Source organism: Variovorax sp. 05L425 (genome assembly GCF_056397705.1).
Map to the genome: position 1 here is coordinate 23865 of NZ_JBFTNY010000026.1, position 26728 is coordinate 50592.

Here is a 26728-nt window from a genome sequence, read left to right on the forward strand (position 1 = left end):
GGCGGGATTCATCGAATGTCGGAGTCGCCTTCGAGCAGTTTTCGCGCGACGATCATGCGCATGATTTCGTTGGTGCCTTCGAGGATCTGGTGCACGCGCGCATCGCGCACCAGCCGCTCCAGCGGGAATTCGCTCAGGTAGCCGTAGCCACCATGCAGTTGCAAGGCTTCGTTGCAGACCGTGAAGCCCGCATCGGTGGCAAAGCGCTTGGCCATCGCGCAATAGGTGCTCGCGTCGGCATGACCCGCATCGAGCTTGCTCGCGGCGAGGCGCACCATCTGGCGCGCGGCCACGAGTTCGGTCGCCATGTCCGCCAGCTTGAACTGCAGCGCCTGGAAGCTGGCCAGCGGCTTGCCGAACTGCTGGCGCTCGTTCAGATAGCGGCGGGCCGCATCCAATGCGCCTTGCGCCGCGCCGACCGAGCATGTCGCGATGTTGATGCGCCCGCCGTCGAGCCCCTTCATGGCGATGCGGAAGCCTTCGCCTTCGCTGCCCAGCAGGTTCGCGGCAGGCACGCGCACGTTGTCGAAGTTGATGGTGCGCGTGGGCTGGCTGTTCCAGCCCATCTTGTGTTCCTTCTTGCCGTAGCTGATGCCGGGCGCGTCGGCGGGCACGGCAAAGGCAGAAATGCCGCCGGCGCCCCCACCGCCCGTGCGCGCCATCAGCACCAGCACGTCGGTCGCGCCGGCGCCCGAGATGAAGGCCTTGCCGCCGTTGATGAGGTATTCGTTGCCCTGCAACTCGGCGCGCGTCTTGAGCGATCCGGCATCTGAGCCCGCGCCCGGTTCCGTCAGGCAATACGACGCCAGCTTGCGCCCGCTCGTCAAGTCCGCGCCCCACTGCTCGCGCACGGCCGGACCACCCCAGGTGCCGAGCATCCACGTCGCCATGTTGTGGATGGTGATGAAGGCCGTGGTCGACGGATCGACCGCGGCCATCTCCTCGAACACCAGTGCGGCATCGAGACGGGGCAGCGCCAAGCCCTGGATGCTTTCGGGCGCATAGAGCCCGCAAAAGCCGAGTTCGCCCGCCTTGGCGATCGCTTCCCTGGGGAAGATCGCCTCCGCGTCCCAACGGGCCGCATGCGGCGCGAATTCACTCAGCGCAAAGTCGCGCGCCGTCTGGGCAAAGGCGCGCTGCTCTTCAGTCAGCTCGAAGTCCATGCGGACGAGCTTACTTGAGGCTGATGGTGGTGTTGACGCCGTGCGAGACGGTGCTGTCGTCGAACCAGCGCTCCGTGACCGTCTTGGTCTGCGTGTAGAACAGCACGACCTGCTTGCCGTAAGGCCCGAGGTCGCCCAGCTTGGAAGCACGCGAACCAGTGAAGGAGAACATCGGCACCGGCACCGGGATCGGCACATTGATGCCGACCTGGCCGACATCGATGTCTTCCTGGAAGCGGCGCGCGGCGGCACCCGACTGCGTGAAGATCGCTGTGCCGTTGCCGTTGGGGTTGGCATTGATGAGTTCGATGGCCTCGTCGATGTCCGCGGCGTTCGCCAGGCACAGCACCGGGCCGAAGATTTCCTGGTCGTAGATGCTCATGCCGGGCTTGACGTCGGCGAACACCGTCGGGCCGACGAAGTTGCCCTTCTCGTAGCCGGGCACCGTGGGCTTGCGTCCGTCGAGTGCCAGCGTCGCGCCATCGGCCACGCCGCGTTCGATCAATCCGGTGACGCGCTCGTAGGCCGCGCAGGACACCAGGGGGCCGACATCCACGCCCTTCTCGGTGCCGGCGCCGACCTTCAGAGTCTTGGCCTTCTCGACGAGGTCGGGCACCCACTTCTGCGCATCGCCCACCAGCACTGCGACCGACACGGCCATACAGCGCTGGCCTGCGGCGCCGAAGCTCGCGCCTGCGAGTGCGTTGAGCGTCTGCTCCTTGTTGGCGTCGGGCATCACGATGGCGTGGTTCTTCGCGCCCATCATGCATTGCACGCGCTTGCCGGCCAGCGTGGCGCGGTTGTAGACGTGCGTGCCGACCTTGGTCGAGCCGACGAAGGAGATCGCCTTGATGTCCTTGTGGTCGCAGATCGCGTTGACGACCGCCTCACCGCCGTGCACGACGTTGAGCACGCCCGGCGGGATGCCGGCTTCGAGCGCGAGTTCGCACAGGCGCATGGTGACCATCGGGTCCTGCTCGGAAGGCTTGAGCACGAAGGTGTTGCCGGTGGCGATCGCCATCGGGAACATCCACAGCGGGATCATCGCGGGGAAGTTGAAAGGCGTGATGCCGGCGCACACGCCGAGCGGCTGCAGCAGCGTGTAGGTGTCGACGCCGTTGGCCACGTTGTTGGCCAATTCGCCAAGTTGGAGGTTACCGATGCCCGATGCGTGCTCGACCACTTCGAGGCCGCGGAACACGTCGCCTTCGGCATCGGGCAGTGTCTTGCCCTGCTCTGCGGTGAGGATGGCGGCCAGCTCGGCCATGTTCTCGCGAATGAGCTGCTGGTACTTCAGGAAGATGCGCGAGCGCGCACCGATGGGCGTCTTGCGCCAGGTCTTGAAGGCTTCCTTGGCGGAATCGACGGCCGCATCGACTTCGGCCTGCGTGGCAAAGGGCACCTTCGCAAGCACTTCCTGCGTGGCCGGGTTGACGATGTCGCGCCACTCGGTGGTCTTCGACTCGACGAACTTGCCGCCGATGAGCAGCTTGACGGTAGCGACCTTCGTCGCGGGGGTGGTGGTGGCGTCCATGAACCTTGTCTCCAGAATGGGGGTGCAGGCGACGATGCTAGCTTTGCACTTTTGCGATAGCAATAGACAAATACGCATTCTCGATCTGCATAATTGCAAAGCATGGATTGGGACAACCTGCGCTTTTTTCTGGAGCTCGCGCGCTCGGGCACGCTGGTCGGGGCGGCACGACGGCTGGCCGTCGATCACACGACGGTGGCGCGCCGCATCCAGACGCTCGAAAAGCAGGTCGGCACGGCCCTCTTCTCGCGCGAAGCCGACGGGCATCGGCTCACCGAGGCCGGCCGCCGGTTGCAGCCGCAGGTCGAGGCGATGGAAAGTGCCTTCCTCACGGTCGAGAGCACGACCCCGGCATCGAACGAAGGTTTGTCGGGGCTGGTGCGCATCGGCGCGACCGAGGGATTCGGCACCATCGTCTTGGCGCCGCATCTGGCGCTGTTCGCGCAGCAGCATCCCAAGCTGGTGATCGACCTGCTGGCGATGCCTCGGCTGGTGCATCTGTCACGCCGCGAGGCGGACATCGTGATCTCGCTCGAACGCCCCGCGCGCGGGCCGGTGGTCGTGACCAAGCTGACCGACTACGCGCTGCGGCTGTATGCGTCGAAGCAGTACCTGGCGAAGCATGGCGCGATCCGCATCCGCGACGACCTGCGCGGCCACACCTTCATCAGCTACGTGGACGACCTGCTCTTCAGCAAGGAGTTGCAATACCTGGACGAGCTCTATCGGCCGGATTCCTTTGCGCTGCGCAGCACCAGCATCCTTGCCCAATATCAGGCGACCGTGGCGGGCGCGGGCATCGCAGTGCTGCCGGCCTTTATCGCAGAGCGCGACAAATCGCTGCGGCGCGTGCTGCCGGATGAGGCGAACTTCACGCGCACCTTCTGGATGTCGGTGCCGGCGGAGACGCGCCATCTGGCGCGCATGAAGGCGACATGGGATTTCCTGCGCGAGACGGTCGAGGCGCAGCGCGCATTGCTGTTGCCGTAGGAACATTTGTCGCCCAATGTTGCGCAAAGTCAAACCCGTGCAACGCAGTTGAAGTCCAATGGAGAGGCTCCGAAACACCTCTTCGAAAGGGCTCTTTCCATGGCCAAAATGAAAGCCGCCATCTTTGTCGAAAAAGGTCGGATCGTTCTCGACGAGAAGCCGATCCCCGACGTCGGGCCGCTCGATGCGCTGATTCGCATCACGACGACAACGATCTGCGGCACGGATGTTCACATCCTCAAGGGCGAATACCCGGTCGAGCGCGGGCTGACCATCGGCCACGAGCCGGTCGGCGTCATCGAGAAGCTGGGTTCGGCCGTCGATGGCTACAAGGAAGGCCAGCGCGTGATTGCCGGTGCCATCACGCCCAGCGGGCACAGCTACGCCTGCCTGTGCGGCTGCGGATCGCAGGATGGTCCGGGCACGAAGCACGGCTTCAAGGCCATGGGCGGCTGGAAGTTCGGCAACACGATCGACGGCTGCCAGGCGGAATATGTGCTCGTCAAGGACGCCATGGCCAATCTCAGCCCGATTCCGGACAGCCTCACCGACGAACAGGTGCTGATGTGTCCGGACATCATGTCCACGGGCTTCTCCGGCGCCGAAAGCGGAAAGGTCAGGATCGGGGATACCGTCGTTGTCTTCGCGCTGGGCCCCATCGGCCTGTGCGCGGTCGCCGGTGCGAAGCTGATGGGCGCGACGACCATCATCGGCGTCGATACGGTCCCCGCGCGGCTCGAAGTCGCCCGCGCACTCGGCTGCGACCATGTGGTCGACTTTCGCAAGGGTGATCCGGTCGAACAGATCATGGCCTTGACCGATGGGCGCGGCGTCGATGTGTCCATCGAGGCGCTCGGCACGCAGGGCACCTTCGAATCGTCGCTGCGCGTGCTGCGCCCGGGCGGAACGCTGTCGAGCCTCGGCGTCTATTCGAGCGACCTGAAGATTCCGCTGGACGCCTTCGCGGCCGGGCTTGGCGACCTGAAGATCGTCAGCACGCTGTGCCCCGGCGGCAAGGAGCGCATGCGGCGGCTGATGGATGTCGTCGCGTCCGGGCGCGTGGACCTGAAGCCTTTGGTGACGCATCGCTTCAAGCTCGACGACATCGAAACGGCCTACGAGCTTTTCGCGAACCAGCGCGATGGGGTGCTCAAGGTGGCGATCACGCCTTGAGTGTCGATGGTGGCCCAAGGTCGCTTACATCTGCTTCACCGGCGGCGCAGTCCACTTGCCTTCCGTCGCTTCGGCTTTTGGCCAGTAGAGCCGCATGATCATCGAGAATGGCCCCTTCGGCGCGGGCAGCCAGTTGGCTTCCTGGTCCTTGCCGGGCGATTCGTTCTGGATGATCAGCGTCAGCCCGCCGTCGGCATCGCGCTTGAACTGCGGCAGCATGGGTGAGTTGACCAGGTACCGGTTGATGGGATTGGCAACGAGGAGGCTCTGCGGCGCCTCATACATCGTCAGCGACCAGAACGCATTCACGGGTGGCAACTGGTCCGACGCAAAGTGCAAGGCATAACGGTTCGCACCATTCAGCTTCTGCTTCGCCTCATCCACGTAATAAGCCGGATACATCGCTTCCTGCTTCGAATTGCCGTAGATGCCCAGAACGGCGGCGCCCATGCGGTAGAGATAGTTGTTCTTCAGATATTCCCGCGTGCCGAAGACATCGCCGGAGGTCACCTTTCCCTGTTCAACTTCTTTCTTCAGGCCAGCGAAGTCCGCCCAGGCGTCGGCGATGCCCTGCTCCATGGCCGCCTTCATTTCAGGCGAGAGCTTGCTGGGGTCGAAGGTCTGTCCTCGCCCGACGCCGATCTTGGCGAAACGCGCCATGAGTTCGATCTCGGACGGATCTGTCGGGCAGAACTGCAGCACGAAGTTCAGGATGTCGAAGAACTGCAGCGAGGTCTTCTCTTCTACGGGCGTGAGGGGCTTGATGAAATCGATGGCCGGCGCGGCCTTGGGTGCGGCTGTGCCAAGGAACGCTGAGAGCGTCTGAACCTTGTAGCCGGCTTGCACTTTCTTCACGTTGTCGAGGTCGGCCGGATTGAAGAGTTGCGTGCGATAGGCGGCGAAGACGAATTCCGTCTCCGAGCGGATCACCTCCTTCACGCCCTTGGGCGTCTGTCCTTTCCAGCCCGGCCCCGCGATGAGGAAGCTTCCGCCACCGTTGCCGGTGGTGCGGCTGCCGATGTAGGCAAAGTTGAAGGTGTAGGCGTCGATGAGCTGGACGCTGAAATAGCGCTCCTTTTCGATCACCGGCACGGTAAGAACCAGGGGTTCGGCGCGCAGATCCATGCCCAACCAAGAATACGGCGTGTCCGAGTTGGGCGTCTGGATGGCCGTATCCGCCGGCGTGTAGACGCGAGGAGTGTTGTGGATCTGATTCCACGGCGCCTTGAATTCGGGGGTCTGGCGATCCACGAAGTAGCTGTATTGGACGCGGTAGCTATCCACTATCGGGAAACCGTAGACGTAGGCCTCCTTGGCGATCGCGCGGGCCTCGGTGGAAGTTACTTTCGGCTGGGCGCGCGCCGTCAAGGGAACGACCATTGGCAGTGCCATCAGGGAGATGATGAGTTTCAGTGTCGTGAATTTCATGGGAACCTCCGACGTGCCTCCTCTATGACGCCACGATGCCTGGCGGCTTCCACGTTCCTTCGCCGGCCGGCAGGACCGAAGGCGGTGTGTCCTTGGGCCAGTACAGGCGCATCACCAGGTAGACGGTGTCGTTCGGCGCGGGCAGCCAGTTGGCCTCCAGCGCCTTGCCGGGCGAGTCCTTCTGGATGTAGAGCGTGAGCGAGCCGTCGGCGTTCTTCTTCATGCCCGACAGCATTGGCGAGTTGATGAGATAGCGGTTGATCGGGTTCTTGATCAACAGCTGGCTCTTGCCGTCGTACATCGTCACCGACCAGAAGGCGCTCACCGGCGGCAGTTGCCCGGCGGGGAAGGTGAGCGTGTAGTTGTGCTTGCTGGTGTCGAGCGTCTCGCCCGCTGCGGTCACGCGAGTGTAGGGATACATCGCTTCCACGGCATCGTTGCCATAGATGCCGACCTTGGCGGCAGCGGAGCGCAACAGCCAGTCCCCTTTGTAGAAGGTGCGGTCGCCGAAGAATGATCCGATGTTCCAGCCGTTGATCTTCTTCACTCCGCCGGCCGCAAACTTGTCGATCTTCTCGTCACCCTCCTTCATGGCCAACAGGACGGCGGCCTTGTGTTCGAGCGAAAGATCCTTGAACTCGAAGGTCTTGCCGGGCCCGATGCCGATGCGGGCGAGCCTGGCCCGCACCGCCCTGTCTTCCGGGGTGGGCGGCACGTACTGGAGGGCGGCGTCCAGATACTCGAAGTAGTTCTGCTTGATCCCGGCAGTCGTGGCCGGCAGGAAATTGACGGCCGGCGCAGCCGGCGGCGCAGGTTGTTTGAGGAAGGCGGAAAGCGGCTGCGCCTTGTAGCCCGACTGCACCTTCACGACGTTGGGCATGTCTTTGGCGTTGAAGAGCTGGGTCCGGTAGGCCGCGGCGGCGAAGGGCGTGGTCGAGGTGAAGACCTTCCTGATGCCCGGGGGCGTCGCGCCTGTCCAGCCCGGGCCGACCACCATGTAGTTGCCCGGCTCGTTCCCCGTGGCGCGGCTGCCGATGTAGCCGAAGTTGTAGGTGTTGCCGTCGATCAATTGCACCGAGTAGTAGCGCCTTTTTTCCACCGCCGGCACCGAGATCACCATCGGCTCGGCGCGCAGGTCCATCCACAGGATCGAATACGGCGTGTCGCTGTTCGGCGTGACGATGGCCGTGTCCTGGTAGGTGAAGACGCGGGCTTCGTTCTTGATCTGGTTGAAAGGCGCCTTGAACTGCGGGCCGCCCTTGTCCACGGCATATTCGTACATCACCGCGTAGTTCATCACGAGAGGCAGGCCGTAGACGAAGGCCTCCTCGGCGATGGCCTTGGTCTCGGCGATGCTTGGCGCGGCGATGCCCCTGGCTGAGTCGGCTTTCTCGGCCTGGGCCACGGGATCACTCTTGCTGGCACAGCCAGCGATCAGCGCCACCGCGGCGGCCGCAATCGCGGCCCATTTCGTGAGTGATGAAATCTCGGCTTTCATGATTGCCCTCGTAGTTTGCACATCGTGATCCCTGTACGTACCTGTTTGCGAGCGCGATCGTTGCACTGGCCCGGAAGTCTGGCAATTGGCCTTATGGGCAATATCGGCAGGTCTCAGCATGAGGCACCGCAAGCCGATGCAGCCCGCTGAAACTCGCTCGGCGTCTCGCCCGAGTGGCGCCTGAAGGCCCGGGTGAAGTTGGCTGCGTCAGTGAAGCCGAGCTGCTCGGCCACCCGCGACACCGTGGTTCCGCGTTGCACGAGCAGTTCGCGTGCGCGCTCGAAGCGTACCTGCTGCGACAAGTCGCGAAACTGCAGTTGCTCCTTCTTCAGGTGGCGGTCGATCGTTCGCTCGGAAATGTTCATGCGTCGCGCGATCTCGTCGAGCGTGACCTGCTGCCCTTTCGCTTCGCGCAATAGCATGGCGACGTAGTCACCCCAGCGCGCGTCGGGCCCCGGCCGGCGCCGCAGCGCCTGAAGGCGCTCCTCGATCTGTTCGACCACCTGTGGCGCGGCCAGCGGCAGCGCCTTGTCGAGGGCGCTTGCATCGATCACCATCGTGACGCCCGGCAGCGCACGATCATCGAAGCGGAAATCTGCAGACGACATGGCGACGTAGCGCGCATGGTGGCGCGGCACCGGCATGCCCAACCGGATCTCGCAGGAAGCCAACCCGGGTCCGGACAGCAGTTGGATGTGGTGGCAGGTCGACACGGCGATCGCTTCCATGTGGAAGCGCAACATCTCCAGCGACATCGCGGTTGTCGGGCTGAAGACGACCTCGCCGCGCTGAGCCCCGCGCCGGTACCTCATCGTGAACAGCTCGGTGATCAGGTGGTAGTGACGACTGGCCAGCCGGAGCATCTGGTCGAGGTCGCGGCAGCTCAGCATGCCGTAGCCGAGCAGGTCGTGCGAGTTGGGCTTGATCAGCCGGCCCGCCTCGAAGCCCAGGTCCTTGCGTCCCGACAGCCGATACGACGCATTGACGAAGGCCTCGGCCTCGCTCAGCAGCAGCATGCCGTCGGGACGCTCGAAGCGGCCCGGGTCGATGCCCGTGAGCTCCAGAAGTCGCGCCGTGTTCACGCCCTGCGCCCGCAGAAAGCCCAGCAGCAGCGAGAAGTAGCGCACCGGCACGCGCTTCGGCGACCTGGCCGTGCCGATGGGCGCTGGCGATACGAGCGTTTCCATGGTCTTGTCGGAAGTCGGGGCGAGCTGGATTCAGGCAATCAGCTTGACGACGCTGTGGTAGCTGTTGGGCATCAGCCGTGACAGCCAGAAGACCCGCCCGGACTGGTTGCCCGTGACTACGCGCTTCTTTCCGCGGCGAACGCCGTTCAGGATGGCGGCGGCGCAGTCTTCTGGCGGCGTGGTCATGATCTTTGCGCCCTGCGACGAGATCTGCGTCTCTTCGGCGCCGGCGTTTCGGCAGCGCCGGCCGTCCCGCTCGATGTTGGTCTTGATGCCACCCGGGTGCACGCTCACCGCGCGCACGCCGGTGCCTTCGAGCTCGCGCCACAGGCACTCGGTGAGCCCGCGCACGCCGAACTTGGAGATGTTGTAGGCGCTCTGGGCGGGATAGCCGATCAGGCCGAAGATGCTCGAGATGTTCACGATGCAGCCCTCGCGCTGCGCCAGCATCATCGGAAGGAAAGCCTTGCTGCCGTAGATCACGCCCCACAGGTTGATGCCGAGCTGCCATTCGATCTCGTCGATGTCCAAGTGCTCGAAGGTGCCGACCATGGTCGTGCCCGCGTTGTTGAACACCAGATGTGCCGCGCCGAAATCGCGCTTCACGTCGTCGGCGTGGGCGAACACGGCCTCGCGTGAGGAGACGTCGAGCTTGTAGCCTCGAACATCGGTGCCGGCTGGCATCTGGCTGATGGTCTGGGTGAGCCCTGCGGCGTCAATGTCGGACAGCGCGAGCCGCGCTCCAGCGGCGCCCAACTGGAGGGCCAGCGCGCGGCCGATGCCGGATCCAGCGCCGGTGACGACCGCGACCTTGGCTTTGAAAGGGGGATGCATGAGAGGTTTCCTTGTTTCGTGAGATGGCTGCGCGTCACACGGCCACGTGCTTGCGCAGGAACGCCAATTGCGTTCGTACGTTCTTGTCGAGGTAATCGCCGTAGTACGGCTGGAAGTGATCGGACGCGTGCAGCGTGAACTCCGCGTTCCGCATGCGGCTCGCTGCCTTTCGCGCGATGGCCGCCGAGACGATGGTGTCGTTCGACCCGGCGATCACGAGCGTCGGCACCCGAACCCTGCGGGCGCTCCGGATCGGGTTGTAGCGGGGAATCTTCAGCAGCACGCGAGCGAGGACCTTGTTCTCCCACGGCACGTCGGCGATGGCCTTCAGCTTCTCCATGCCGTCCCAGGCTTCGGGGCCGGTCAGCGCAGCCAGGTCGCCGTGCCGGCCGACGACGGGCACGTAGTGCGGCCTGCCGAACAGGCTGCCGACGACGTCGCGCAGGCCCGCGAAAGTCAGCCGCAGGACGGCCGACGGGCTGAGCGAAGTGATGGCAGCCCAACCGCTCATCAGCGGATGCCCGGCGATGACCGCAGCCACGCGATGTCCGCGCGCCGCCATGCAGGTCACGTGCCCGCCGGACAAGGAAGTACCCCACAGCACCATGCGCCGGTCGTCGACGCCCTCGAGCGTCTTGACGTGTCGGATCGCGGCGTCCCAGTCCTTCAGGTGCCGAGCAGGATCCACCCAGTGGCGCGGCTGGCCCTCGCTGTCGCCGAAGTTGCGATAGTCGAACAGGAACACGGCGTAGCCGGCCTCGACGAAGCGCGTGGCGTGCGGGAGCAGCATCGCGCGCACGCCGGCAAAGCCGTGCGCCATCACGATGACGGGGGGGCGATCGCCCTGGCTGGGCATCAGCAGGGTCCCTGCGCAGCGCAGGCCCTGGCTGGCGAACGAGGATTCGATGGATTTCATGGGCGCTCGCGTCAGGCGCCTGCAAGGCGCGGCGCGGCGCGCAGCGATCCGCCGCCGAACTCCAGCGCCGAATCCTCCACCGGATCCTTGAGCAGCATCACGCGGTCTTTCTCGGGGTTGTGCAACACACGCCACGGCAGCCCGCGGCCCTGGCGCGGCACCATCGCCCGGCCACGCCGCGCGTAGCCCGACTGGAGCGCAGCCACGATGTCTTCGTCCTGCATCTCTCCCTCCGGCGCGCGGGCCGTCACCACATCGACCCCCTTGCGGTCCATGTGATTGAGCAGGCGGCAGACGTAGCTCGACGCCATGTCCACCTTCAGCGTCCAGGGTGCATTGATGTAGCCGAAGAGCCACGCCATGTTCGGCACGTCCTGAAGCAGCACACTCTTGTAGGTCATCAACTTGTTCACGGCGAGCGCCTGGTCGTCCACGCGCAACGCCATGCCGCCGAAGGACTGAAGCTGCAGACCGGTCGCGGTCACGATGATGTCGGCTTGCAATTCCTTGCCGGACTTCAGGCGGATGCCGTTCTCGGTGAAGGTCTCGATGTGGTCGGTCACGATGGAGGCCTTGCCCTCCCGGATCGCCTTGAAGAGGTCGGCATCCGGCACAGCGCACAGGCGCTCGTCCCAGGGCTTGTAGCGGGGCGAGAAGTGGCTCATGTCGAAGTCCTTGCCCAGGTGCTTCTGCACGCCGGACAGCAGCCACGCTCTCATCTGATCGGGCCAGCGCTTCGAGAGCTTGTAGATCAGTCGCTGAAGGAACAGGTTGCGCCGACGGGCCATGCCGTAGACCCAGCGATCCGGGAGAACGCGCCGCAGCACGGCAGAAATCTTGTCGTAGGCCGGCACGGAGAACACGTAGCTCGGCGAGCGCTGCAGCATCGTGATGTGCGCGGTCTCCCGAGCCATGGTCGGCACGAGCGTCACGGCGGTCGCGCCGCTGCCGATCACGATGACCCGCTTGCCGCGGTAGTCCAGGCCTTCCGGCCACTGCTGGGGATGGATGCACTGCCCCTTGAATCGCTCGACGCCCGGGAAGCTCGGCAGATAGCCCTCATCGTGGTTGTAGTAGCCGGTGCAGCTGACCAGGTAGTTGCAGGTGAACACGCGGGCCTCGTCGGTTTCTTCATCGACCGCGGTGATGGTCCAGCGCTTTTGCTCGCTCGACCAGGACGCTTCGGTGGTCTTGATGCCGAAGCGGATGTTCTTGTCGACCCCGTATTCGCGCGCCGTATCGGTGACATAGCGACGAATCGAAGGGCCGTCCGCGAGCACCTTCAGTTCATGCCACGGGCGAAACCGGTAGCCGAAGGTGAACATGTCCGAATCCGAGCGGATGCCCGGGTAGCGGAACAGGTCCCAGGTGCCGCCGATCGCCTTGCGCCGCTCCAGCAGACCCACGCGCTTGGTGGGGCATTCCATCTGCAGATGGCAGGCCATGCTGATGCCGGACAGGCCGGCACCGATGATCAGTACGTCGAAATTTGTCTCCATGCGCTTCTGCCTCTAAGGGTCGATGTGATGCAGGGAGTATTCCCGCCCACCCTCCTCGCTTCTTGACATTGCGAGACTCATGTTTGACATTTCGAGACATGACAGACATGGTGCGGGCGAGCGGACTGCGGGGATACGCGGCCCTCATGCGAGGCTTGGGTGCCGACCCGTTGCCCCTGTTGCAGCGATACCGGATTCCATCGGACTCGCTGAAAGACGATGACGCGCTGCTGTCTCTGCGTTCCTGCGTCCATCTTCTCGAGGCCAGCGCCGTCGAGACGGGCTGCGCGGATTTGGGCTTGCGCCTTGCGCAAGTGCAGGACGTCAGCATCCTTGGTCCCCTCGGCATCGTTCTACAGAACGCGCCCACCGTCAGGGAGGCCATGGACTACGCTTCTCGCCACTTGTTCGTACACAGCCCTGGGCTGGTGATGGGCATTCATGACGACAGTTCGCTGATCGAAGGGGCCGCGGAGATGACTCTGGAGATCCGGCTCGCCAGGCTGCCGGCGCAACGTCAGACGATCGATCTGTGCCTCGGCGACATGCACCACATCACCCGCCTGCTCGCGGGCCAGCAGTACCATCTGCGCGCGGTCGCGCTGCCGCACACGCCCGTCGCGCCGCATTCCGTCTACGAGCGATTCTTCGGTGCGCCCGTATTCATCGAGCAGCCGCATGCCGCCCTGCACGTCAGTCGCGAATCCCTGCGCGCCGACCTGCGGGGAGCGAACCCTGCATTGCGGAAGATCACGGAAGACTATTTGGCGAGGCACTTTCGAGTCCCGGGCGAAAGCGTTTCGGCCCGTGTTCGCCTGGCATTGCGCCATATCCTAGGCACCCCGCAAGGCAGCAAGACCGATGTCGCAGCCCTGCTTGCTATCCATCCACGCACCCTGCAGCGTCACCTTGCCGCCGAACGCACCACCTTCGAGCTCATTCGCGAAGAAGTGCGCAAGGAGGCCGCCATGCACTATCTGCGCGAGACGAAGATTCCGCTGGGCCAACTCGCGGACCTCCTCGGCTTCTCGGAACAGTCGGCGATGACGCGATCTTGCCGGCGCTGGTTCGGCGTTCCGCCCTCGGCATTGCGCCAGGACGCGATCAGCGTCGCCGGCGCCAGCGCCGCAGTAGAGCGACAAGAGCGACGACTCCCGCGATGATGGCGCCGTTCCGCAGCGCCGCGCGACCGCCGGGGCGGATCCCTACGATGACATCAGTCCCGTCCGACAAACCGACGTCTCGCGATGAGGACGATGGGAGTTTTTTTGGACCGCGGCGGATGCCGCATGCTCAACTTCAGGAGACACGAAATGACCAGCAAGAACACGATCTGTCTGTGGTACGACGGCACCGCCCTTGACGCCGCGAACTTCTACGCCAAGACATTCCCCGATAGCGCTGTCGGCGCCGTCCACCGCGCACCGGGCGACTATCCCGACGGCAAGCAGGGCGATGTCCTTCTGGTCGAGTTCACGGTCGCCGGCATTCCCTGCGTCGGACTGAACGGCGGCCCGCATTTCAAGCACAGCGAGGCCTTCTCTTTTCAGATCGCGACCGACGACCAGGCCGAGACCGACCGCTTGTGGAACGCGATCGTCGGCAATGGCGGCCAGGAAAGCGAGTGCGGCTGGTGCAAGGACCGTTGGGGGCTGTCTTGGCAGATCACCCCTCGCATTCTCATCACGTCACTGTCCGATCCCGATCGCGCGGCGTCCAAGCGCGTGTTCGACGCGATGATGACCATGAAGAAGATCGACATCGCCACACTGGAGGCGGCGCGGCGGGGCTGAGGCCTTTAAACACCCTGTCTAGTACTCAAGGCCACGCCGGCGGATGACTCCCCGGCGGCATCGACGGGCGCGGCCACGCGGCCGGCGTGCGCGAAAGCTGCGCGCTGTGCCTGAATCCGCTCAATTCGCCGAAGCCCGATGCGGAGGTTTCCAGATACGGCGTCTTGTCGGGCACCTGGATCCGGAATCCGTCCGCCGCCCGACCCAGGCCGCGCAGCCAATGCCCCGTTTGCGCCAGCGACACTTGCACGTGCCAACTGCCGCCTTCGCGCTGCTGGCGCCATAGCGCAGCGGCTGCGCCCATCGCGATCAGGTAGCCCGTCGCCTCGTCGAGGATCTGCATCGGCAAGGGCCTTGGCTTGCCGCCGCCGACCGCTTCGCCCTCGGCATGGTTGAAGCCCATGGCCGTCTGCACGAGTGAATCGAAGCCCCGGCGTGCAGCCCATGGGCCGAGTGTTCCGTAAGCCGACAGCGAAACGTAGGCGATGCCTGGCCGGGCGCGCGCCGCATCCTCGGGACCGAAGCCCAGCGACGCGATGCCGCCCGGACGATAGCCCTGGATGAACACGTGCGCATCCTTCAGCAGTCGGCCGAGCGCATCGCGGCCCGCCTCGCTGCCCAGGTCGACATGCGTCGAAAGCTTACCGCGGCTCGTATCCGCGATCGCCTCGATGTTCGGCAGATGGGGCGAGTTGACCAGCATCACATCCGCGCCGTAGGCCGCGAGAGCGCGCCCGCCCACCGGGCCGGCGAGGATGCGCGTGAGATCGAGCACACGCACGCCGGACAGCGGCCGCGCATCCGCGCCCAGGGGCGGCAGCGCGTGGGGCGGTGCATCGCCGATGCGTTCGATGGTGAACAAGGGCTGCGACACCAGCGCCCTGCCCTGCGGCGTGGCATCCCAGTCGTCGAAGCGCCGCAGTGCGGTCGCGACCAAGCCCTTGGCAGCCGCCGCGTCTTCGAAGTCCTGCGACTTCCACGTCTGCATTGCGGCCTCGGCATCGGCGCGCTGCGCGGTGGCCGGGTCGAGCCCCAGCAGCCGCAGCGCACCGTCGCGGTGGTGCGCGAAGTTGGCATGAATGCGCACCCAGCCATCGGCAGTGCGATAGAGGCCCGAGAACGGATCCCACAGATCGGGCACCCGTCCGTCGATGCTGAACCAACCCGTGCATTCGAGCGCCGCATGCAGCATGTCGACGTCGACCTGCTGCCGCGGCGCGCCGCGCGCATGGCCCAGTTCGCAGGCCGCAAGTGCAGCGGCGGCAATGGCGCTCTGCGCCGCGGCGCCCACCGCGAACGACGAAGGCAATACGGGGTCCGCGCCGCTGAGCCGCGCGAATGCCAACGCATCGATCGGCAGGCCTGCCTGCCGCCAGATATCTTTCAGGACTTCGATCGCATCCATGTCGTGCTCTCCAAAAAGAAAAAGGCAGGGCTCGTTCGCACGACCCTGCCCCTGCGCGCTAGAGAGCGCCTCTCATGACTGTTGCTGTTACTGGATCAGCTTGGGGCCGGTCTTCGACTGCAGCATCTCGAAGCTCACTCCCGGCGCGAGTTCGACGACCTTCAGGCCCTCGGGCACCACGTCCATCACGGCCAGGTCGGTGATGATGCGATCGACCACGCCCACGCCCGTCAACGGCAGCGTGCACTTGTCGAGGATCTTGAGGTCTTCGGTGCCGTCCTTCTTCCGGGCGACGTGTTCCATCAGCACGATCACGCGCTTCACGCCGGCGACGAGATCCATCGCGCCGCCCATGCCCTTGACCATCTTGCCGGGGATCATCCAGTTGGCGAGGTCGCCCTTGCTGCTGACCTGCATCGCGCCGAGGATCGACAGGTTGATCTTGCCGCCGCGGATCATCGCGAAGCTGTCATGGCTGCCGAAGATGGCGGAGCCGGGAATGGTCGTCACGGTTTGCTTGCCGGCGTTGATGAGGTCGGCGTCGACCTGGTCTTCGGTCGGGAACGGGCCGATGCCCAGCATGCCGTTCTCGCTCTGCAGCCACACTTCCTTGTCGCCGACGAAGTTCGCGACGAGCGTGGGGATGCCGATGCCGAGGTTGACGTAGAAGCCGTCTTCGAGTTCTTGCGCCGCGCGTGCGGCCATCTGGTCTTGGGTCCAGGGCATTTCAGGCTCCTTTGTTCTTGATGGGGGCCGGAACGTCGCTGCCGGCTGCGGCCTGCGCAATCGCTGCCTGCGCCTGGACCTTGGCGGCCACGGCGTCGACCGGCGCCTCGGCGCTCACGGTGCGCTTCTCGATGCGCTTCTCGGGCGTGCTGTTGAGCACGATGCGATGCACGTAGATGCCCGGCAGATGGATGTCGTCCGGTGCGATCTCACCGACCTCGACGATCTTCTCGACCTCGACGATGCAGATCTTGCCGGCCATCGCCGCAGCGGGGTTGAAGTTGCGCGCCGTCAGGCGGAAGCGCAGGTTGCCCGACTTGTCGGCGACGTCGGCCTTGACCAGTGCCACGTCAGGCACGAGCGAGCGTTCCATCACGTAGGTCTCGCCGTCGAATTCGCGAAGCTCCTTGCCCTCGGCCACCTGCGTGCCGACACCGGTCTTGGTGAAGAAGGCCGGGATGCCCGCACCGCCCGCGCGCAGCTTTTCGGCCAGCGTGCCCTGGGGCGTGAATTCGAGCTCCAGTTCGCCCGCGAGGTACTGGCGCTCGAACTCCTTGTTCTCGCCCACGTAGCTCGCGATCATCTTCTTGATCTGGCGCGTCCCGAGCAGCCTGCCGAGGCCGAAGCCGTCGACGCCGGCGTTGTTGGAGATGCAGGTGAGGTTCTTGACGCCGGAGTCGTGCAGTGCATCGATCAGCGCTTCGGGAATGCCGCAGAGGCCGAAGCCGCCGACGGCGAGTGTCTGGCCGTCGGCCACGACGCCCTTGAGCGCCGCGTCGGCGGAGGGGTAGATCTTGTTCGCCATGGTTCCTCGTTCGATGGTGGTGGTGGTGGTTGAATCTGAGCTTTCGACGATACTACGTATATGCATACGTAGTATTTCGTAATGGAGACACCCGACAAGGAATTGCAGACCATCGACTACCGGCTCGCCTTCGAACTCGCGCCGGTGGGCATGGTGCTTTCCAGTCACCGCAACATCATCGACTGCAATGCGCGTCTGTGCGAGATGTTCGGCACCACGCGCGATGCGCTGATCGGCCAATCCTTTCAGGTGCTGTACCCGAGCGTCGTCGAATTCGAGCGGATCGGCAAGCGGATGGAGCCCATCCTGAACACGAGCGGGCGCTATGCCGACAACCGGATGATGAAAAGGCTGGGCAACCTGCACGGCGCCTTTGCCGGCGAGACCTTCTGGTGCCACGTGAGCGGCCAGGCCCTCAACCGCGAAGCGCCGCACGAGGCAGGCATCTGGACCTTCGAGGACCTGGGCTCGCGGCGCTCCGGCAAGGCCGAACTCACGCCGCGCGAGCGCGAGGTCGCGGCACAGGTGATGCAGGGCCGGACATCGAAGGAAATCGGCAAGGCGCTCGCCATCAGCCACCGCACGGTCGAGATCCATCGCGCGCGGCTGATGCGCAAATACGCGGCGGCGACCACCGCGGAACTGGTGCAAAAGCTGATCGCGGGATAGATTGCGGCCAACGATGGCCTCCTCCGACGACCCCGGCAAACCACACCACCGCGCGCGCGGCTTCCAGAACAACTACATCGAGTTCCAGCCGAAGAGCCTTTCGGAACTCCTGCGCTGGCGCAGGGATGCGATCCGCAATCATCTGCCGCCCCCTCCTCTCGCGCCCACGCCGAGGGTGCCGCCCGACCTCTCATGGCTGCGCACCAACGCGGGCGCAGGCGCCGAAATGGTGCCGGCCATCAACTGGGTCGGCCACGCGACGGTGCTGGCCCAGATGGGCGGGCTCACGGCGCTGACCGATCCGATGTTCTCGCAGCGGGCCTCGCCCGTGCCGCTGTTCGGCCCGAAGCGGCAGACGCCGCCCGGCATCCCGCTGGCAGACCTGCCGCACGTGGACCTGGTGCTGGTGTCGCACAACCACTACGACCATCTCGACCTGCCTTCTGTGGCCGCGCTGAACCGGCAGCCCGGCGGCCCGCCGCTCTTCGTCGTTCCGCTGGGCCTCAAGGCGTGGATGGCTTCGCACGACATTCGCAACGTGGTGGAGCTGGACTGGTGGGATCGCCATCGCGTACCGGGACCGCAAGGCGCCGTCGAAGTGGCGCTCGTACCCGCGCAGCACTGGTCGTCGCGAAGCCCGACCGACGCCATGGCGACACTGTGGGGCGGCTTTGTCGTGATCGCGCCGGATTGCCATTTGCTCTTCACCGGCGACACGGGCTATTCGCGCGACTTCGCCGACATCCGCAGGCACTTCGCCGATCGGCAGACGCCCGAGCATGGCGGCGGCTTCGACATCGCGCTGATCCCCATCGGTGCCTACGCACCGCGCTGGTTCATGCAGACGCAACACGTGGACGTCGAGGAAGCGCTTCGAATCCACGGCGATGTCGGTGCCAAGCGGTCGCTCGGCATCCACTGGGGCGTTTTCAACCTGACCGACGAGGCACTGGACGAGCCGCCGAGAAAGCTGGCGGAACTGCGCGACGCACGGGGTATGTCGGAAGACCAGTTTTTCGTCCTTGCCATCGGCGAGACACTTGAACTCGCGCCGCGAACGCCGGGCGGCGTTGGATCGACGGGAACGTAGGTCCAAAATGGCGCTGCTTCCGTCTCCGTGTAAGACATTCGTTCCCAGCAATGATGAACATGGCCGATCCGGACCCGTCGTACTCAGTGCCCTGCATGCATTGCGCTGCGCTGTTGCAGCATGGGGTCCGGATTTGTCCGTTCTGTGGCAAGGATCAGTCCGCCGTCCTCGACATTCCTGACGCGAAGCCGACTTCCGAGCCCGAGCGCGCTCCTTCCGGGGGCACTTCACGGGCGCCCATGGACGTGGTGGACTTCGCCGACACCGTGCAGCCGGAACAGCACGAGTCGCTTGGCTATCCCATCCCGACGACCGCTGCGGCCAACGACGAGTCAGACCCCGAGATCGGCCTCGTTCGCCCTGGCGCTTTCTGGCAGGAGGAAGTACTCGGAGATGGCAGCAGCCGCAGGCATTGGGCGGGCAGTTCCATCCTGCCGATTCGCCTCGTCATCAGCGTCCTGGCGGCGGGGGCACTGGTCGGGATCGCCCTGTTGATCGACAACCTGTATCTTGACAACGAAAGCGAGGCCGGCAGGCAGCGGGAGTTCAAGGCGAATGTGGAGCAGGTGCAGAGCGCCTTGAACCGTGGCGACTTCGGCGTCGCGGCGCGCGTGCTCGAGGAACTCGAGACCGACCACGCAGACGACCCCGGCGTGGAGGCCTTGAGAGACGCGTTCGATCGGCGACTGCAGGAGCAATCCAAGCGTGAACAGCTCCGCGACGCGGCGCAGAAGGCATCGAAGGCGATCGGAATTTCCGGGCCGGTCACGCCGCCGCCTCAGGTCCAGGTCCAGAGCCCGGTCCCGCCGCAACGTCGAGATTCCGCCCAGGAAGCGATCAAGGCGCTCGGACTCGGCGAGCCCGCCAAGCCGCAAGCCCCAGCAGCCCCAGCCCCAGCCCCAGCCGCAGCCCAAACCCCGACCCCACCGCCCCCCGAGCCAAAGGGAAACGACTGCAGTGGAACGCTTGCGGCGCTGGCTCTATGCCAGAAGTGACGAGAACAACCCATTAACTTCAATGGAGAGCCAGCATGCCCATCAGATCCCTACTGACCGCGCTGATGTTGATGGTCTTCGTGTCGTCAGGCTTTGCGCAGACCCGGGCGCAGTACAAGATCGTCACCGCATCGAAAACCGGCACCTACATCCAGATCGGCAATGACATCGCCAAGTATGTCGCCGAGCCTGCCGGCATCGACCTCGAAGTCCTCGAGTCGAAGGGCTCCGCCGAGAACATCTCTCGCATGCGCTTCGAGCCCGGCGTGAAGCTGGCCCTGGTGCAGTCCGACGTCTACCAGGCCTTCCTGGACGAGGCGAAGGCGGGCAACGCCGATGCGGGCAACATCATCCGCCCGCTGCGACTCATCATGCCGCTGTACGACGAGGAGATCTATTTCGTCGCCCGCGCCGACGCGCCGATCAATTCCATCCACGAGATCAAGAACAAGAAGATCAGCGTCGGACCCTTGGGCAGCGGCACGGCGCTCACCTCCAAGACGCTCTACAACCTGATGTTCGGAGAGCCGATGCCGGCGGCCAACACCGAGTATCTGGGCAACGAGGATGCGCTCGTCAAGCTCACGGTCGACAAGACGATCGATGTCGCGATCATCGTCGCCGGGCAGCCGGCCAAGCTGTTCGCGGACATGAAGCCGGAGGCGCGCAACTACATCAAGATCCTGAAGCTGGACGATGCGGCGCCGGAAACGGCGCGCGCGAAGAAGACCTACTTTCCCGCCGTGATACGCACCAGCAGCTACCCCTCATGGCTCACGGCCGACATCCCCACCCTGACGGTGAAGGCCTACCTGGTCACCTACGACTACAACCTGCAGTCCACCGTCGGGAATCTCGTCCGCTTTGCGGATTCGCTGTGCACGAATTTCGACAAGCTCCAGGCCAACGGCCATCCCAAGTGGAAGCAGGTGAAACTGGAACTGCCTCCCCTCAGCCAGGGGTGGCGCTACTACGCGCCCATGGAAAAGAGAATGCGCGCCTGCATCTCCGGCCAGGCGGCCACGGCCTCCGCCGCGCGGTCGACGAGCACCCGGGCGCAACCTGCGGCGCCGAGACCTTGCACGGATCAGGAGGTGGTGCTCGGGATCTGCCGGAAGTAGCCTCAGGCGCGTGCTGCCACCACCGCTGCGCGCGGACGCAGCGTTGCCATCACGAGGTAGACACCGCCGCCGATCACCACGCCGAAGAACCAGCCGTAGATGTTCCACCAGGCCGGCAGCAAGCTGGTGAAGTTGGGCAGGAACGTGGAGAACACGCTGCCGATGCCCGCAGCCACCAGGGCGTTGATGTTCCAGCCGCCCTCATAGCGGTACTCGCCGTGCTCCTGGTACAGCGCAGGCACGTTGATGTTGGCCTTGGCCACGAGGTAGTAGTCGACCAGGATGACGCCCAGCAACGGCCCCATGGTGGAACCGATGGCGTTGACGAAGTGCGCGGCGTTTCCTTCCCAGGGCGCAAACGGATAGAGCACCAGGGCAATCGTCGCTGCGATGAGGCCGCCCTTCTTGAAGCTGATCTGCCGGGGGAAGGTATTGGAGATATCGAACGCCGCCGATACGAAGTTGGCCACAACGTTGATGCCGAGCGTGGCCACCGCGAAGGTGATCGCGGCCACGAGCGCCAGCACCCAGCTGTCGAACTTCGCCGAGATCTGCTCGGGATGGAGCAGCACCTCGCCGTAGACCTTGAAGGCCGCGAGCGTGGTGACACCGGCGACAAGCGAGAACGCGACCAGGTTGATCGGCAGGCCCCAGAGGTTGCCCTTCCTCACGGCGTCCTTGTTCTTGGCATAGCGCGAGAAGTCGCAGAAGTTGAGGTAGAGCGCCGCGAAGTACGTGATCCATGTCGCGCCGACCGCCATCAGCGCCCAGAACGAGCCCGGCTCGCCGGGGACGCCGGCGTCCTGCGTCTTCTGGATCAGAGAATCCATCGGGATGCCGTGATCGAACGAGATTCCCCCGGCCTTGATGCACAGCCCGACCGCGAGCAGCAGCATGGCGCCCCAGACGGCCGGACCTGCCCAATCCTGGAACCGGCGAACGGTCTCCATGCCCTTCTGGATGATGAGCAGTTGCAGCCCCCAGATCACGAGGTAACAGATCACCTCCAGCCCCGAGTGGCCAAGGACATGCGTGCCCTTGTGGAACGCGAGCATGGCGTCGCTGCGGATCAGCAGCGCGACCACGGCACCCGAGGCCGCCGCGGTCTGCGCGCCGTACCAGAAGCAGGCGACCACCGCCCGCACCATCGCCGCGAGATTCGCACCCCAGACGCCGAATGAGGCGCGCGCGAGCACCGGATAGGGCACGCCTGTCTTTTCGCCGGCATAGCCGATCAGGTTCATCAGCCCGAAGATCACCAGCGAACTGAGTCCGATCGCGAGCAGGAAGTTGGTAAAGCTGCCGCACAGCAGGAACAGGCTGGCCGCCAGGTAGTAGCCCCAGAGGCTGTGAACGTCGGAAGTCCACACGTTGAAGATGCTGAAGGCACCCCAGTTTCGCTCCTTCGCGGGCGCCAGGTCTTCGTTGTAGAGGCCGGGAGACGGATTGCGAATTTCCATGGAAACCTCCTGTTCTGGCTGTGATTGGAGTGCAAGCCGATAGCCGATACACCTCGCATCATGCGACGTAGATGCCGGTTTTCCCAGGGGGTTGCTCAACCTGCCTTGCGAAAAGTGAGGTTGATGCGGCACGCCCCCATGAACGGATGGGCGCCCTCCTTCAACGGCAGCACGCCGTGGTAGTGCAAGCGCGCCGGCCCGCCCCAGATCACCACATCGCCATGACCGAGCGGCACGCGACGGGCCTTGTCAGTACGCTTCGGGCCACCGAACAGGAACACCACCGGAATGCCGAGCGACACGGAGACGATGGGCTGGCTGAAGTCGCGCTCGTTGCGGTCCTGATGCAGTGAAAGGCGCGTGCCCGGCTCGTAGCGGTTGACCAGGCATGCATCAGGCACGAAGTCCTGGAATCCGGCCTGCGAAGCCGCGTCGGCAGCCAGCCGCGTGAATGCGCCCGGCATGCGCGGCCAAGGGTGCTCGCTGTCGGGGTCGATCGCGTCATAACGGTAGCCCGTCCGATCGGTCACCCAGCCCAGCTCGCCGCAATTGGTCATCGCCACCGACATGCGGAAGCCACCCGGCGTGACCATGTGACGCAGCGGCGCCCGCTCAATCACCTGTTGAATGGCGGCGAGCAGCTCGGTCTCCCGGGTCTTGGCGAAGCGCCGCAAGACGACCGCGCCCGGCTCCAGGGGCTCCAGCGCGGGCAGCTCGGATTCAGCGGCGTCTTCGAACAAGTCCAGCGTCATGGGAGCCCTTGTCCTCACGCAGCGTCGTGAAAGATGATGCCTGCCGTATGGCGCCGCCCTGACCGAACCCGGCTCACGCCGTGGCGCAGGTTGACCCGATACGCCCCACGCGTGCCTTGCACCGGCCGGTGGTGCACCGCGATCACCGCCGCGTCGCCCTGCCGCAGCGGCAACACCATCGGCCGCGACTGCATCCGCGGCCGCTGCTCGGTCATCACGAACTCGCCGCCGGTGAAATCGCGACCGGGCTCCGACAGCAGGATCACGAGCTGCAGCGGAAAGACATGCTCGCCGTAAAGGTCCTGGTGCAAGCAGTTGTAGTCGTCAGGGCCGTATTGCAGCAACAGCGGCGTCGGGCGCATCTGGCCATCCGCATGGCAGCGCGCGATGAAATCTGCATGCACCTGCGGATAGCGCGCGTCGATCCCCATGACCTCGTTCCAGCGATTCGCGATCGGCGCAAGATGGGGATAGAACAGCGCGCGCAAGTCGCCGACGAGGTCCGGCAACGGATAGGCGAAGTACTTGTATTCCCCGCGGCCGAAGCCGTGCCGTTCCATCACGACGCGGCTGCGAAACAGCGTGTCGGCCGCATACAGCGCGGCGAGCGATTCGCACTCGGACGGGGTGAGCAGACCCTGGATCACGGCATTGCCCTGATCGTCCAGATCGTCGCTCACCTGTGCCCAATCGATCGCCGCCACGCGCGTGCCGGTTTCGTCGCGCACCGGCGATTGGTCCCGCGCGTTCATGCCGACTCTGCCTCCCGCTGAAGCAAGGCGCTCTTGCGCTCCACGCCCCAACGGTAGCCCGAGAGGCTGCCGTCGCTGCGAACCACCCGATGGCATGGGATCGCCACCGCCAGCGCGTTGGCGCCGCAGGCCTGTGCCACCGCACGCACCGACTTCGGCGCGCCGATGCGCTGCGCGATGTCGCTGTAGCTCGCGGTCTTGCCGGCCGGAATCTCGCGCAACGCCTGCCAGACGCGCTGCTGAAAGGCCGTGCCGCGCACGTCGAGCGGGAGGTCGAGCCCCACGCCCGGCGCCTCGACGAAGCCGACCACCTTCGCGACCAGCGCTTCGAACTCCGCGTCGCCGCCAATCAGTCGAGCCCGCGGAAACTGGTCCTGCAGATCGCGCGCCAAGGTTTCGGGGTCATCGCCCAATGCGATCGCGCAGATACCGCGGTCGCTTTGCGCAACCAGGATCGCGCCCAGCGCACATTGGCCGATGGCGAAGCGAATGTCCGTGTCGGCGCCGCCCGCCCTCCACGCCGTCGGCGTCATGCCCAGCATCTCGTTCGAGCTCGCGTAGAAACGGCCGTTCGAGTTGTAGCCGGCGTCGTAGATCGCGTCGGTCACGGTGTCGCTGCGCAGCAGTTCTCGCCGGACCCGGCTCGCGCGATGCGCCGCGGCGTAGGCCTTGGGCGTGACGCCGGTCACTTCCTTGAAGAGCCGATGAAAGTGCGAACTGCTGAGACCCGCCCGCTCTGCAAGCTCGTCCAGCGTCGGCGTCTGCTCTGCGCTTTCGATGAAGCGGCACTGCTCGGCCACCATCGCCGCGTGTTGCGCGGCCTGTGCAGGCGCGTCCGGCTTGCAGCGCCTGCAGGGACGAAAGCCTGCACGCTCGGCGTCGGCCGCCGTCGCATGAAAGGTCACGTTCTCGGGGCGGGCCTGGCGCGCCCCGCAGGAAGGCCGGCAATACACGCCGGTCGTACGGACCGAATAGAAGAAGCTGCCGTCCGCCGATGCATCGCGGGCCATCACGGCTGTCCAGCGCGGGTCGCTGACGGTGGCGAGGGCCCGCATCTCGTTGGGATTGCGCATGTTCATTTGCATCCTTCAGTCATGTCGTTGTCGATGCGTCCACTGTAGGGATCGATGGCCGGCGAGGCACTCCGGCTCTTGCTTTCGAATTCGATCGTAGGACGATACCGACATCGGCGTGCTTTCTTCAGCCCTCGGCCTACGGGGTCGATCTCGGAGCCTCGTTACCATTTGGGCCACATGATCGATCGTCGTTCACTCCTCACCGCCGGCAGTGCCTCCATGGTGCTCGCCGCCCTCGGCATTCCCGCCGAAGCACTCGCCGCCGCCGGGCTCAAGCTGAGCGAGCCCCGGCCCTTCTCCTTCGAACGTCTTGTTGCATTCGCAAAGTCGCTCGGCGCCAAGCCCTACGTCACGGACAAGTCCCTGCCTGCCGACGTGCTCGAGCGCATCGACTACGACGCGCACGGCAAGATCAAGTTCAACACCGACAACGCGCTGTTCCGGGATGGGCCGGGCCAGTTTCCGGTGACCTTCTTCCATCTCGGCCGCTTCTTCCAGGTTCCGGTTCACATGTACGTCCTGGAGAACGCGAGCGGCGACGGCTTTGCCCGCGAGATCGTCTACGACAGCGCCTACTTCACGATGCCTGCCGACAGCCCGGCGCGCCAGTTGCCGGACGGCGCAGGCTTCGCGGGCTTCCGCCTGCAGGAAAGCCGCCTCGGCGACCAGAAGAAGCTCCCGTGGCAGACGAACGATTGGGCGGCTTTCCTGGGCGCCTCGTACTTTCGCGCGATCGGCGAGCTCTACCAGTACGGCCTGTCCGCGCGCGGCATCGCGCTCGATGCGGCCATGCCCGACCGGGCCGAGGAGTTTCCGACCTTCACGCGCTTCTACTTCGAGCCGCCCGCGACGGACAGCGCGAACTCGATGACCATCTACGCGCTGCTCGAAGGGCCCAGCATCACCGGCGCCTACAAGTTCGTGCTCCAGCGCGACAAGGCGGTGCTGATGGAGATCGATGCGCGGCTCTTCCTGCGTCGCGACGTGGGCCGCTTCGGCCTGACGCCGCTGACTTCGATGTACTGGTATTCCGAAACGGTGAAGCCCACCGGCATCGACTGGCGGCCCGAGGTGCACGACTCCGACGGTTTGGCCATGTGGAACGGGGCCGGCGAGCGCATCTGGCGTCCGCTGAACAACCCCACGCAAACCCGCGCGTCGGCCTTCAGCGACACCAACCCGCGCGGGTTCGGGCTGCTCCAGCGCGACCGCTTGTTCGATCACTACCAGGACGGCGTCTACTACGACAAGCGCCCAAGCCTCTGGGTCGAGCCGCTCGGCAATTGGGGCGAAGGCACCGTGCAACTCATCGAGATCCCGACCGACGACGAGATCCACGACAACGTCCTCGCCTGCTGGGTGCCCAAGGCGCCGGCCACGGCGGGATCGAGCTACAACCTCAAGTACCGGCTGCACTGGGCGGCCGACGAGCCCTTTCCGTCGCCGCTCGCGCGCGTTGCGGCGACGCGCATCGGCCGCGGCGGACAGCCCGGCCAGCCAAGGCCGGCGGGCGTACGCAAGTTCATGGTCGAGTTCATCGGCAAGCCGCTGGAGTCATTGCCTTTCGGCACCAAGCCCGAACTGGTGCTGACGGCCTCGCGCGGCAAGTTCTCGTACATCTTTGCCGAAGCCGTGCCGAACGGCGTGCCGGGGCACTGGCGGGCGCAGTTCGATTTCACGGCTGAGGGGACAGAGCCCGTTGACATGCGGCTCTTCCTGAAGAACGGCGATCAGACGTTGTCCGAAACCTGGCTCTACCAGTTCCAGCCGTTCTAGCTGTTGCTCGCCCCCAGGTTGGCTCACTTCGTGTAGCCGCCCACCCCCTGCCGGGGGCAATACCGGCGGCCCGGCGAAGCCGGTTC

Annotated in this window: 24 protein-coding genes; 9 read left to right on the top strand and 15 right to left on the bottom strand. The window is 65.2% G+C overall.

What is annotated here, in order from left to right:
- Positions 1-8 precede the first annotated feature (8 nt).
- Both AC1DN9_RS24470 and AC1DN9_RS24475 read right to left on the bottom strand, forming a co-directional pair.
- Positions 9-1163, bottom strand: coding sequence for an acyl-CoA dehydrogenase family protein (locus AC1DN9_RS24470; RefSeq protein WP_478104367.1), 1155 nt, complete (start codon positions 1161-1163; stop codon positions 9-11).
- A 10-nt stretch (positions 1164-1173) separates the two neighbouring features.
- Positions 1174-2697, bottom strand: a complete 1524-nt coding sequence (locus AC1DN9_RS24475; protein WP_478104368.1) for a CoA-acylating methylmalonate-semialdehyde dehydrogenase — start codon at positions 2695-2697, stop codon at positions 1174-1176.
- Between the two features lie 102 nt (positions 2698-2799).
- Between AC1DN9_RS24475 and AC1DN9_RS24480 the strand changes: the two genes are divergently transcribed.
- The gene (locus tag AC1DN9_RS24480; RefSeq protein WP_478104370.1) at positions 2800-3687 is read left to right on the top strand and encodes a LysR family transcriptional regulator; all 888 of its coding nucleotides are present in this window, start codon (positions 2800-2802) and stop codon (positions 3685-3687) included.
- Between the two features lie 99 nt (positions 3688-3786).
- A complete protein-coding gene (locus tag AC1DN9_RS24485; RefSeq protein ID WP_478104371.1) occupies positions 3787-4860 on the top strand; it encodes an NAD(P)-dependent alcohol dehydrogenase in 1074 nt (357 codons plus the stop codon).
- Between the two features lie 24 nt (positions 4861-4884).
- Here the strand turns inward: AC1DN9_RS24485 and AC1DN9_RS24490 are convergent, their stop codons facing one another.
- The 6 genes from AC1DN9_RS24490 to AC1DN9_RS24515 all read right to left on the bottom strand — a co-directional run bounded on the left by AC1DN9_RS24490 (position 4885) and on the right by AC1DN9_RS24515 (position 12222).
- Positions 4885-6288, bottom strand: a complete 1404-nt coding sequence (locus tag AC1DN9_RS24490) for a DUF1254 domain-containing protein (RefSeq protein WP_478104372.1) — start codon at positions 6286-6288, stop codon at positions 4885-4887.
- Between the two features lie 22 nt (positions 6289-6310).
- Positions 6311-7786, bottom strand: coding sequence for a DUF1254 domain-containing protein (locus AC1DN9_RS24495; RefSeq protein WP_478104374.1), 1476 nt, complete (start codon positions 7784-7786; stop codon positions 6311-6313).
- A 113-nt stretch (positions 7787-7899) separates the two neighbouring features.
- The gene (locus AC1DN9_RS24500; protein ID WP_478104375.1) at positions 7900-8973 is read right to left on the bottom strand and encodes a helix-turn-helix domain-containing protein; all 1074 of its coding nucleotides are present in this window, start codon (positions 8971-8973) and stop codon (positions 7900-7902) included.
- A gap of 30 nt (positions 8974-9003) precedes the next feature.
- A complete protein-coding gene (locus AC1DN9_RS24505) occupies positions 9004-9807 on the bottom strand; it encodes an SDR family NAD(P)-dependent oxidoreductase (protein WP_478104376.1) in 804 nt (267 codons plus the stop codon).
- Positions 9808-9841: 34 nt separating this feature from the next.
- Positions 9842-10723, bottom strand: a complete 882-nt coding sequence (locus AC1DN9_RS24510; RefSeq protein ID WP_478104378.1) for an alpha/beta hydrolase — start codon at positions 10721-10723, stop codon at positions 9842-9844.
- A gap of 11 nt (positions 10724-10734) precedes the next feature.
- The gene (locus tag AC1DN9_RS24515; protein ID WP_478104379.1) at positions 10735-12222 is read right to left on the bottom strand and encodes a flavin-containing monooxygenase; all 1488 of its coding nucleotides are present in this window, start codon (positions 12220-12222) and stop codon (positions 10735-10737) included.
- Positions 12223-12320: 98 nt separating this feature from the next.
- Between AC1DN9_RS24515 and AC1DN9_RS24520 the strand changes: the two genes are divergently transcribed.
- Entirely contained in the window at positions 12321-13385 is a 1065-nt protein-coding gene (locus AC1DN9_RS24520) for an AraC family transcriptional regulator (RefSeq protein WP_478104381.1), read from the top strand.
- 150 nt (positions 13386-13535) lie between these two features.
- Entirely contained in the window at positions 13536-14015 is a 480-nt protein-coding gene (locus AC1DN9_RS24525; protein WP_478104382.1) for a VOC family protein, read from the top strand.
- A gap of 25 nt (positions 14016-14040) precedes the next feature.
- Here the strand turns inward: AC1DN9_RS24525 and AC1DN9_RS24530 are convergent, their stop codons facing one another.
- The 3 genes from AC1DN9_RS24530 to AC1DN9_RS24540 form a co-directional block, all read right to left on the bottom strand.
- The gene (locus AC1DN9_RS24530) at positions 14041-15420 is read right to left on the bottom strand and encodes a CoA transferase (RefSeq protein ID WP_478104383.1); all 1380 of its coding nucleotides are present in this window, start codon (positions 15418-15420) and stop codon (positions 14041-14043) included.
- An 87-nt stretch (positions 15421-15507) separates the two neighbouring features.
- A complete protein-coding gene (locus tag AC1DN9_RS24535; protein ID WP_478104385.1) occupies positions 15508-16146 on the bottom strand; it encodes a 3-oxoacid CoA-transferase subunit B in 639 nt (212 codons plus the stop codon).
- 1 nt (position 16147) lies between these two features.
- The gene (locus AC1DN9_RS24540; protein ID WP_478104386.1) at positions 16148-16951 is read right to left on the bottom strand and encodes a CoA transferase subunit A; all 804 of its coding nucleotides are present in this window, start codon (positions 16949-16951) and stop codon (positions 16148-16150) included.
- Between the two features lie 102 nt (positions 16952-17053).
- On the opposite strand from AC1DN9_RS24540, the gene AC1DN9_RS24545 reads away from it, so the two are divergent.
- From AC1DN9_RS24545 to AC1DN9_RS24560, 4 genes are read left to right on the top strand one after another with little or no spacing between them, the layout of a single operon-like run.
- The gene (locus AC1DN9_RS24545; RefSeq protein WP_478104438.1) at positions 17054-17620 is read left to right on the top strand and encodes a LuxR C-terminal-related transcriptional regulator; all 567 of its coding nucleotides are present in this window, start codon (positions 17054-17056) and stop codon (positions 17618-17620) included.
- A gap of 13 nt (positions 17621-17633) precedes the next feature.
- Positions 17634-18710: an MBL fold metallo-hydrolase gene (locus AC1DN9_RS24550; protein ID WP_478104387.1), complete on the top strand. Its 1077-nt coding sequence runs from the start codon at positions 17634-17636 to the stop codon at positions 18708-18710.
- Positions 18711-18769: 59 nt separating this feature from the next.
- On the top strand, positions 18770-19705 hold the full coding sequence (locus tag AC1DN9_RS24555; RefSeq protein WP_478104388.1) for a hypothetical protein: 936 nt from the start codon (positions 18770-18772) through the stop codon (positions 19703-19705).
- Positions 19706-19740: 35 nt separating this feature from the next.
- Entirely contained in the window at positions 19741-20826 is a 1086-nt protein-coding gene (locus AC1DN9_RS24560; protein ID WP_478104390.1) for a TAXI family TRAP transporter solute-binding subunit, read from the top strand.
- A 2-nt stretch (positions 20827-20828) separates the two neighbouring features.
- Here AC1DN9_RS24560 and AC1DN9_RS24565 read toward each other — a convergent pair whose 3' ends face one another.
- From AC1DN9_RS24565 to ada, 4 genes are all read right to left on the bottom strand, one after another.
- Complete coding sequence (locus AC1DN9_RS24565) at positions 20829-22286, bottom strand: NCS1 family nucleobase:cation symporter-1 (RefSeq protein WP_478104391.1); 1458 nt, start codon at positions 22284-22286, stop codon at positions 20829-20831.
- Positions 22287-22381: 95 nt separating this feature from the next.
- Entirely contained in the window at positions 22382-23038 is a 657-nt protein-coding gene (alkB, locus tag AC1DN9_RS24570; RefSeq protein WP_478104392.1) for a DNA oxidative demethylase AlkB, read from the bottom strand.
- A gap of 14 nt (positions 23039-23052) precedes the next feature.
- The gene (locus AC1DN9_RS24575) at positions 23053-23790 is read right to left on the bottom strand and encodes a 2OG-Fe(II) oxygenase (RefSeq protein WP_478104394.1); all 738 of its coding nucleotides are present in this window, start codon (positions 23788-23790) and stop codon (positions 23053-23055) included.
- A complete protein-coding gene (gene ada, locus AC1DN9_RS24580) occupies positions 23787-24869 on the bottom strand; it encodes a bifunctional DNA-binding transcriptional regulator/O6-methylguanine-DNA methyltransferase Ada (protein WP_478104395.1) in 1083 nt (360 codons plus the stop codon). The genes AC1DN9_RS24575 and ada overlap by 4 nt, the downstream gene beginning before the upstream one ends.
- A gap of 174 nt (positions 24870-25043) precedes the next feature.
- Between ada and AC1DN9_RS24585 the strand changes: the two genes are divergently transcribed.
- A complete protein-coding gene (locus AC1DN9_RS24585; RefSeq protein ID WP_478104396.1) occupies positions 25044-26642 on the top strand; it encodes an OpgD/OpgG family glucan biosynthesis protein in 1599 nt (532 codons plus the stop codon).
- Positions 26643-26728: the final 86 nt, after the last annotated feature.